At 60.8% G+C, this 9,035-nt stretch carries 10 protein-coding genes; 5 read left to right on the top strand and 5 right to left on the bottom strand.

Translation table 11 applies throughout. The annotated features are described in order from the left end of the window. Positions 1–147 precede the first annotated feature (147 nt). Complete coding sequence (locus PKE98_RS26735; protein WP_271198533.1) at positions 148–969, bottom strand: LuxR C-terminal-related transcriptional regulator; 822 nt, start codon at positions 967–969, stop codon at positions 148–150. A 285-nt stretch (positions 970–1,254) separates the two neighbouring features. On the opposite strand from PKE98_RS26735, the gene PKE98_RS26730 reads away from it, so the two are divergent. Together PKE98_RS26730 and PKE98_RS26725 are read left to right on the top strand one after the other, a co-directional pair. Beyond that, positions 1,255–2,253, top strand: coding sequence for a response regulator (locus PKE98_RS26730; RefSeq protein WP_271198532.1), 999 nt, complete (start codon positions 1,255–1,257; stop codon positions 2,251–2,253). An 11-nt stretch (positions 2,254–2,264) separates the two neighbouring features. Further along, positions 2,265–2,699 carry a PAS domain-containing protein gene (locus PKE98_RS26725; RefSeq protein WP_271198531.1) on the top strand — a complete coding sequence of 145 codons (435 nt, stop codon included), beginning with the start codon at positions 2,265–2,267 and terminating at the stop codon, positions 2,697–2,699. A gap of 144 nt (positions 2,700–2,843) precedes the next feature. Here the strand turns inward: PKE98_RS26725 and rhlE1 are convergent, their stop codons facing one another. The 3 genes from rhlE1 to PKE98_RS26710 all read right to left on the bottom strand — a co-directional run bounded on the left by rhlE1 (position 2,844) and on the right by PKE98_RS26710 (position 5,500). Continuing rightward, entirely contained in the window at positions 2,844–4,175 is a 1,332-nt protein-coding gene (gene rhlE1, locus PKE98_RS26720; protein WP_271198530.1) for an RNA helicase RhlE1, read from the bottom strand. Between the two features lie 57 nt (positions 4,176–4,232). After that, positions 4,233–4,844, bottom strand: a complete 612-nt coding sequence (locus PKE98_RS26715) for a 3'-5' exonuclease (protein ID WP_271198529.1) — start codon at positions 4,842–4,844, stop codon at positions 4,233–4,235. 182 nt (positions 4,845–5,026) lie between these two features. Next, positions 5,027–5,500 carry an NYN domain-containing protein gene (locus tag PKE98_RS26710; RefSeq protein ID WP_271198528.1) on the bottom strand — a complete coding sequence of 158 codons (474 nt, stop codon included), beginning with the start codon at positions 5,498–5,500 and terminating at the stop codon, positions 5,027–5,029. A 158-nt stretch (positions 5,501–5,658) separates the two neighbouring features. Here PKE98_RS26710 and PKE98_RS26705 point away from each other — a divergent pair, with 158 nt between their 5' ends. Then, positions 5,659–6,333: a YciC family protein gene (locus PKE98_RS26705; RefSeq protein ID WP_271198527.1), complete on the top strand. Its 675-nt coding sequence runs from the start codon at positions 5,659–5,661 to the stop codon at positions 6,331–6,333. A gap of 43 nt (positions 6,334–6,376) precedes the next feature. Continuing rightward, positions 6,377–6,823: a VOC family protein gene (locus tag PKE98_RS26700; RefSeq protein WP_271198526.1), complete on the top strand. Its 447-nt coding sequence runs from the start codon at positions 6,377–6,379 to the stop codon at positions 6,821–6,823. 34 nt (positions 6,824–6,857) lie between these two features. On the opposite strand, the gene PKE98_RS26695 is transcribed toward PKE98_RS26700, so the two are convergent. Next, the gene (locus PKE98_RS26695; RefSeq protein ID WP_271198525.1) at positions 6,858–7,598 is read right to left on the bottom strand and encodes a substrate-binding periplasmic protein; all 741 of its coding nucleotides are present in this window, start codon (positions 7,596–7,598) and stop codon (positions 6,858–6,860) included. 173 nt (positions 7,599–7,771) lie between these two features. Between PKE98_RS26695 and PKE98_RS26690 the strand changes: the two genes are divergently transcribed. After that, complete coding sequence (locus tag PKE98_RS26690; protein ID WP_271198524.1) at positions 7,772–8,875, top strand: endonuclease/exonuclease/phosphatase family protein; 1,104 nt, start codon at positions 7,772–7,774, stop codon at positions 8,873–8,875. The last annotated feature ends 160 nt before the right edge of the window (positions 8,876–9,035 follow it).

Below are 9,035 nucleotides of genomic sequence, written 5' to 3'. Positions count from 1 at the left end.
TTTTCGGCAGCTCTCGCAACGCGGGTTTCTTCTTGGTCGGCATACATGCACCTCTTACTCATGTTATGCCCGAACACAAAATTTCTGACACCCCCCTCAGTAGACGCGATAACGAATACCAACACCACTTTCAGCGCAACAACTTGGCTACGACCCCGTCCTCAACATCAACTCTTCACCACCTTCGGACCCCGCCAACTCCCGAATAAACAACCCCAACAACTCCGCCTGACTGCCAATCCCAAGCTTGGCGTAAATATTCTTGCGATGGATCTTCACCGTCCCAGGGCTGATCTCCAGTTGCTCGGCCACCGAGGCACTGGAGTGCCCCCGCAACAACAACTGCACAATCTCCTGCTCCCGCGCCGTCAGCGAATGGGCGCCAAACCCATCAAACGCCGCCCGAATCTTGTGGTCCAGATCTTGCGCCGGCCGCTGCACCCGACACTCTTGCCACGCCTCGCGCACCACTTCGATAACCACCGCCTCGGCGCATTCAAGCATCTGCAATTCATCGCGGCTGAACGCTGGGCTGGTGGTGCTGCGCATCAACGACAGCACGGCCTTGGCGCCGTCGGCCAGGTCGACGAAAAACGCCACCTCTTCGGCCAACCCCGTGAGCTGGTAGTAATTGAGGTAGTACTCGCCCAGGTAAAAGTGGTCCGGTGCGAACTGGCGCAAGCGCCACAGCCCCGGCGGTTGGTTGCGGGTGCAGGCTAGGTAGAAGGGGTCGAGCAGATACGGCCCCACCTGATAGTCGTCGACGTAAATCTTGCGTTTATCGGCGGCAAAGGTGTCGAACAGCGCCAACGGCCGGTGGTTGCCTTCGTAGACAAACAGCACGAAATGGTCGACCGCGCAGATCTGTTTCAGCCACTGACTCAGCCCAAGCAAGCGCGGGCGGCCGTTCGGCAGACTGAGCAAATGGGCGAAACCGGCGGTCCAGTGTTTCAGGTCCTTGTGGCGCATGGCTTGGATCTATCGGGCAAAGGTGGGGTATCCAGACTGTAGATGTTCAAAATAGCGAACGAGAATGCAGGTTTTGCGCCATTATCCTGAAACCCCCGGCCAGGCGCCTTCTGCGCTTTTTTCGCCATTGCCCCTGCACCAGCCTGGCTCGCCCAGCACCAGTAAACGTCACTCGCGGTAACGTCTTGGCGCTGGTGAGCGTCAACCAGAGCTGACGACTATGCTTTCTCCCATTCGGCCGGTTTGCCGGCCGCTCATTCTTCTGGTCACGGTGGTAACGCGATAGTGATTGCTCTGTTGGTCTGCGACGACTCCATGATGGCGCGCAAGCAGTTGATCCGCTCCTTGCCTGCGGATTGGCCGGTGTCCATTACCCAGGCTACCCACGGTCAGGAGGCCATGCAGGCGATTCGCCAGGGCCTTGGCCAGGTGGTGCTGCTGGACCTGACCATGCCGGTGATGGATGGCTACGAGGTGCTCGCCGCCCTGCGCACCGAAGGCCTGGCCGCCAAAGTGGTGGTGGTTTCCGGTGACGTGCAGGAAGAAGCCATGCGCCGGGTGCTGGAGCTCGGCGCCCTGGCCTTTATCAAGAAACCGGCCGAACCGGACATTCTGCGCCAGACCCTCGAACGCCTGAACCTGCTCGGTCAGCCTGCCAAGCCTGACGATGTACCGCTGCGCCCGGCGTTCGAACTGAAGGTAAATTTCCGCGATGCGCTGCGCGAAATCACCAACGTCGCCATGGGGCGCGCTGCCGCGTTGCTGGCCAAGGTGCTGGGAGTGTTTGTCGAGCTGCCGGTGCCCAGTGTGAATATCTTCGAGGTCAGCGAGCTGCATATGACCCTGGCCGATGCCCAGCGCGGCGAACGTTACAGCGCGTTGTGCCAAGGTTTTATCGGCGACGGCATTGCCGGTGAGGCATTGCTGCTGTTCCACGACTCAGAAATCGCCGATATCGGCCGCCTGTTCAAGTGGCAGCCCAAGGACGAGCGTGATGTGTCGGAGATGCTGCTGGATTTGGCGAGCATTCTGATCGGCGCCTGTTTGAGCGGCATTTCCGAGCAGATCGACGTGCGGTTTTCCCAGGGCCACCCGCAGTTGTTGGGGCTGCACAGCTCCATCGAAAGCCTGATCACGGTGAATAAACAGCGCTGGCGCAAAACCCTGGCCGTGGAGATCAGCTACAGCCTGGAAGGCCACGACGTGCATTTTGATTTGCTGCTGCTGTTCACCGAAGACTCGATCCAGCGCCTGACCTACAAAATCAATTATCTGATGAACTGAGACCCAGCCCTATGCCTGCGCAGATCGACATCAAAGAGGTTCACTGGCTGCTGGATATCGTGCAATGCATCGATGTAGGCGTGATCGTGCTCGATCGCCAATACCGGGTGGAAGTGTTCAACAGCTTTATGGAAAACCACTCCGGTCTGGGCCCGGACGAGGTGCACGGCAAGTCGTTATTCGAGTTATTCAAGGAGATTGACGAGGCCTGGTTCCGGCGCAAGGTCGACACGGTGGTCACCCTCGGCACCCGCGCCTTCAGTCTGTGGGAACAGCGGCCGTACCTGGTGCACTTCAAGAACTACCAGCCCATCACCGGCCGCGCCGACTTTATGTACCAGAACGTCACCCTGCTGCCGCTGGCGACCAGCAGTGGGCAGGTTGAACATATTTGCGTAGTGATTTACGACGCGACTGAGGCGGCGGTGCATAAGAACGCGTCGTGACCGCGTGAGCCGTCTGGATTCTGGTTCCCGAATCGTCGGACCTCCGCCTGCTCGGCCATGACGGAGAACCTGCAAACACCTCCGTCATTCCTGCGCAGGCAGGAATCCAGAATCTGCCGCCGAACAAAGACTCCGGACGCGACCTTACTTTTTCTTCCGCGGCCCCGTATTAAAACTGGGCACCTTGCGAATGGCCTTCACCGGCGCTTCCAGCGGCTCGGCACTCTCGGTCCATTTGCCCAGGGTCTTACTTTTGCCGCCACCGCCGCCGGTTTTCGGCTTTTTCGGTTTCTTCGGCTTTTTCAGCACTTGCCCGCTCGGGTCGGTCATCGGCACCCGGTGCTCGGGTTCGAAGTCTTGCTCTTCGCTGCGCTGCAAGGTCTGGCGGGTAAGCACTTCAATGGCCGACAGCAGTTGCACTTCATCGGCGCACACCAGCGAAATGGCCTGACCGCTATTGCCGGCACGGCCGGTACGGCCGATGCGGTGCACGTAGTCTTCGGCCACGATGGGCAGGTCGAAGTTGACTACCAGCGGCAGGTCGTCGATATCCAGACCGCGCGCGGCGACGTCGGTGGCGACCAGAATCTGGATCTCGCGGGTTTTGAAACGGTCCAGCGCGCGCTGGCGGGTAGCCTGGGGTTTGTCGCCGTGGATGCCGTCGGCGTTGATGCCCAGGGCTTGCAGCTTCTCGCACAGCTCATCTACGCCATTGCGGGTCTTGGCGAACACCAGCACCTGGCCCCAACGCTGTTTTTTCAGCAGGTGAATAAATAGCTCGGACTTACGCTTTTTATCGACCGGGATAATCCACTGTTTGACGCTGCTGGCCGCGACGTTGCGCGGGCTGACTTCGATGCTCAGCGGGTCGTTCAGGGTGTTGCCGGCGAGCGTGCGAATGGCCTCGGAAAAGGTAGCCGAGAACAACAGCGTCTGGCGTTTTTTGGGCAGCGCGGCGTAGATGTCACGCAGCTCTTCGGAGAAGCCCAGGTCGAGCATGCGGTCGGCTTCGTCGAGAATCAGGGTTTGCAGTTGGTTGAACTTCACTGCGTTCTGGCGGAACAGGTCGAGCAGGCGTCCCGGGGTGGCCACCAGAATGTCGACGCCTTTGCGCAGTTTCATCATCTGCGGGTTGATGCTCACGCCGCCGTACACCGCATAGGTGGTCAGTGGCAGGTGCTGGCCATACACGCGAATGCTTTCGTGCACTTGCTCGGCCAGCTCGCGGGTGGGGCACAGCACCAGCGCACGCACCGAGTTGCTGGCAACCTGCGGGCCTTCAAGCGTGAGGCGCTGCAACAGCGGCAGGGCGAAGCCGGCGGTTTTACCGGTGCCGGTTTGGGCGGCGGCCATCAGGTCGCGGCCGGCCAGCACTGCCGGAATGGCCTGGGCCTGAATCGGCGACGGGGTTTTGTAATCGAGCTCTTGCAGAGCGCGCAGCAAGGGTTCGATCAGGCCAAGGGTGGCGAAAGTCATAACAGGTAACCCGGGTGTTTCGAGGAAGGCCGGCAGTTTACCTTGTTCGCCGCTCACTCAACCATGGCGCGCCAGCTGGAGGGCTTCGCTGATCTTTTTCGCCGGCACTTTCTGCAGTCGGCACAGCAGGTTGTGGGAGATGCTCTGGATACCGTGTTGCTCTCGCAGCGTGCCGGCCATAAACAGAGTGAGGTTGGCCGCCATTTCCGCATCGGCCATGGCCCGGTGAGCCTTGCCGGTGACAGGCAGGCGCGCCCAGCTGTTGAGCGTGCCGAGTTTGTGGTTCGGCGCCTGGGGCAGTAAACGGCGCGCCAGCAGCATGGAGCAGGCGAACGATTGCACGCGCTGGCGTTTGATCAGGCCGAGCTCGGCGTCCCAGAACTTCTGGTCGAACGAGGCGTTGTGCGCCACCAGGGGAATGGCGCCGACAAACTCGGCCACCGCTTCCATCACTTCGGCCGCCGGCGGCGCATTACGCAGCATCGCGTTGCTGATACCGGTGAGGCTTTCGATAAAGGGCGGCACCCATACGCCGGTTTTCATCAGGCTCTGGTAGCGGCCGACAATGCGCCCGTCCTCGACAATCACCGCAGCAATTTCAGTGGCGCGGCAATTCTGGCCAGGGGACATGCCAGTGGTTTCAAAGTCGATGACAGCGATGGGTTCCACGGGGGATCTCGAGTACGGCGGGAAAGCGCGTAGGGTAACAGCGCACGTCGAGCTAACGCGACCATAGGCCCCAACACCTTCATTCTTGCGCGGACGGGAATCCAGAATGGGTGAGGAAAACGCGATTGGCCGCAGAGGCTGGATCCCCGCCTTCGCGGGGACGAGGGGAGCAAGGGCGCGAGTTAGCGCAGTAGCAGCGCGCCCTCAATGGGTACATAACGACTGGCGGCGCGCACCAGCGACTGCGCCGTCAAGCCCGGCACCCCGTAGGCCACCGCTTCGGTGCCGTAGCTGCGCACCTTGTCCAGCAACATATCGAAGTCGCCATCGCCGGAGGCCAGCACCACGCTGTCCACGCGCTGGGCAGCGTCCATGATGTCGATGGTAATGCCCACGTCCCAGTCACCCTTGGCCGAGCCGTCGCTGCGCTGGATATAGGGTTTGAGTTTTACGGTAAACCCCAGGTTGCGCAGGATCTGCTGGAATTGCTGCTGCTTGGGGTCGCCACGGTCAATCGCGTAGGCGTAGGCCTCGACGATCTGCCCGTGCTGGGTGATATCGGCCCACAGGGCGGCGTAGTTGAAATGACAACCATGGGCCTGGCGCACGGTGTAATAAAGGTTCTGCACATCGGCGAACACGGCGATTCTTTTCACCAGCCTGACTCCTGGGGCTGCCCAATAGTGGGCAGTATGCCATCAGCGTGTCATGAATAGCCGCCGCAATGTGCTAACCGGTCGCCACAATCGGCCCGTTGGAGCCCAGCCGCCCTTGGGCTAAAGTGGCGCCCTTGCTTTTGCAGCCGTGACCCCTGATGAATCCATTACCCATTATTCGCGACGCCTTTTACTTCTTCACCCGTAACCTGGGGGCGATTACCCGTATCTGTTTGCCGCTGATCATGCTCGAGAGCCTGGCGCAAACCGTGCTGTTTTGTGTGAGCACCAGCGACCACTCGCCGATCTACAGCATGCTGATCACCATGGCGATGTACCCGCTGTACACCGGCGCCCTGATCATTTACATGGCGGCCCGCAGCAGTGGCGACACGCCGCCGCTGGCCAATGTGCTGCCATTGACCCTGCGCATATGGCCGCGCTTTGCCGTACTGACCGCACTCACCAACCTGCTGTTTCTGCTGGGCGCCAAGTTGATGCTGCTGCCGGGCATTTATGTGCTGGTCAAACTGGCATTCGCCGAATACCTGTTGGTGGTACGTAGCGCCTCGCCCCTGGCCGCCATGCGCGACAGCTTCAACATGACCAATGGCCACTTTTTACGCGTGTTGCTGTGCACCATGTTGGTGGTGGTGCCGCTGTGGGTATTGCAGGCGGTCAGCTTTGGCGTTGCCGGCGAAGAAGAGGTGCAGATGAGCGAGGCGCTGGTGGTTTTTCTGATTCAGACGGGCACCAGCTTTGTAGCCCTGTTTTCCAGCGTGGTGGGCTTTCGTCTGTTTATGGTGATTGCCGACGAAACGGCGCACGGCTGATTTCCAGCTAGGCTCAGGGGAAGCCTTTTCCGGAGCCTGATTCATGGCTGATGCCAATCCCAGCATCCTTTCCCACCTTTCCATCGGCACTAACCACTTCGAACGCGCGCTGGCGTTCTACGACCGTGTGCTCGCCACCCTGGGCTGCAAGCGGGTGATGGAGCACCCAGGCGCGGTGGCGTACGGGCGCATGTACCCGGAGTTCTGGGTGCAAACGCCCATCGACGGCCAACCCGCCAGCGTCGGCAATGGCACCCATATTGGCTTTGTGGCACACGACAAGGTGTCTGTTGATGCCTTCTACGCGGCCGCCCTGTCGGCGGGCGCCAGCGGCGATGGGCCGCCGGGGCCACGCCCGCACTACGGCGAGCAGTATTACGGCTGCTTTGTTCGCGATCTGGACGGCCACAAGATCGAGGCCACCTACTGGGAGGCGACGTCGTTGTATGAAATCTACGTGGAGCCCAGCGGCGAGCAACCCGCGTCTTAATCGGCTTTTGAAAACCTGGCGAGCGCCGTAGTTTTTAGCGCTGGGCCTGATAGCGCTGAGCCTGGCGCTTGATCCAGCCTTCTTCAAGCAGTTGCTGCAACGCCGTTGTCACCAGCGTCTCCTCATGCAAACGGGCGCTGGCCCGAGAGAACCCGATAAACAACTGCGTATGCGCATCGGGCAGATACTGCGCCTTGGCAATACGCTTGGCGTACTGCGGTTGCAGCAATTCGAAATCCACCTGGCAGTCGGTGCCGATCACCGCGTTAAGGCGCCCGCGCAATAGCATTTGCAACAGCTGCTGCTCATTGTTCACCCCACGCTTGAGCAAGGTGCTGTCGGAGTCGAAGGGCTGGAAGTACGCCGACTCGTGCACGTAGCCCACTACCTTGTCTTTCAGGTCTGCATAGCTCTGCAACTGTTCGGCCTCGCCGGCGGCGGTGTAAAAGCGCGGTGCGCAGGCGTAGTACGGACGCGGCAGGTATTGGATGTATTGCTCGCGATCGGGAGTTTTTGCCAGGCCAATCATCAGGTCGGCGCGGCCTTGTTGCAGGTCAGCCAGCCCGCGCGCCCACGGCGCCCGTTTGATGGCGAAGCGCAGGCCGCTGCGGCGGCCGATTTCGTTGAGCACGTCGATGTCCAGGCCGACCAGATTGCCCTGCGAATCTTCCATGCGAAACGGCGGCCACAGGTCAGTCATCACCCGCAATGGCGCGTGCTCGTCGGCGAAGGCGAACTGACACAGCAGGGTGATCAACAGCACAGACCAACGCATTTATCGTCCTTAATCGGCTACCGACCTGCCTGGATGCGCGCAAGAGGTCGTACAACTGCGCGGTAATCTACAGGCCCGACTGTGACATTCGCTAGATGCCGCGCTGCATTTGGGCTAAATCGCCGGGCTCGGTTATGCTCCGGCTCGCACCTTTCTGCCACTTGGCCCTGCCCATGCCTTTGTTTCGCGCGCACCCGCTTCGCAAAATCCTGCTACTTCTTGTGCTCCTTGGCGTTGCCCTTGCTGTGCTGGTGTACAGCATCACGTGGCACCCGGCAGACCGCGAAGCGGCGCCGCTGAGCTGCGATGTACAGACCCCTACTCTGCAACCTGGCCAGGCGCTCAAGGTGATGACCTGGAACGTGCAGTACCTGGCCGGCAAGCGCTATGTGTTCTGGTACGACCTGGCCGACGGCAGCGGCCCCGACACCCGCCCCACCGCGGCAGACCTGGCGTACAGCCTAGACGAAGTGGTGCGCATTCTGCGCGATGAGCAACCCGATATCGTGCTGCTGCAGGAACTGCACGAGAACACCAAAGCCACCGACTACCAGAACCAGCTGGCGCTGCTGCAAGAGCGCCTGGCCGACCTGTACCCGTGCAGCAGCCAGGCGTTCTATTGGAAGGCCGACTTTGTGCCGCACCCGAAAATTCGCGGCAGCGTGGGCATGAAGCTCGGTACCTTGAGCCGCTTTCGCATCAGCCAGGCCGAGCGCCTGCAATTGCCGCAACCACCGGCCGACCCACTCACCCGTCAGTTCAACCTCAAGCGCGCGTTGCTGGTGAACTACCTGCCGATTCGCGGCGGCGGTCAACTGGCGGTGATCAACACGCACCTGGATGCGTTCGCCCAGGGCGATGACACCATGCAACGCCAGGTGGCGATGATCGACCAGCAGTTGCAGGCCTTGAACGAAGCGAAAACACCGTGGGTCATTGGCGGTGACTTCAACCTGCTGCCGCCGGGGCAATTTCAGCGACTCTCGGACCGCCAGCGCAGCTGGTACCAGGCCGATACCGAGCTGCAAGTACTGGCGCGCAAGTACCCGATGATTCCCAGTTTGAAAGAAGCCAGCGGCGCCGATCAGGCGGCGTGGTACACCCACTTCCCCAACGACCCGCAGGTGAGCGGGCCAGACCGCACCCTCGACTACCTGTTCCACAGCCCGATGCTCGAGCGCGTGGCGGCCAATGTGCGGCAGGTGGATACGTTGCGAATTTCCGATCACTTGCCGCTGATAGCGCGTTTCCTGCTCCCCGAAAAACGCGAGGAATAGCTGGCTTTTGTAGGGTGTGCTATGCGCACCGTTGCGCTATCAGATCAAGCGCTTGGTGCGCACAGCACACCCTTGTATCTCGACTCCTCCTCGAAAGAGGAGATAGTCTCCGACTGATCATCGGGGGAGGGTTTGAAAGCCGGGCACACCCTTAGGCCAT

It is taken from the genome of Pseudomonas turukhanskensis, from assembly GCF_027922365.1.
Classification (GTDB): Bacteria; Pseudomonadota; Gammaproteobacteria; order Pseudomonadales; family Pseudomonadaceae; genus Aquipseudomonas; species Aquipseudomonas turukhanskensis.
The sequence above is the reverse complement of the archived record's forward strand: the minus strand, read 5'-3'. Positions and strand labels throughout refer to the sequence as shown.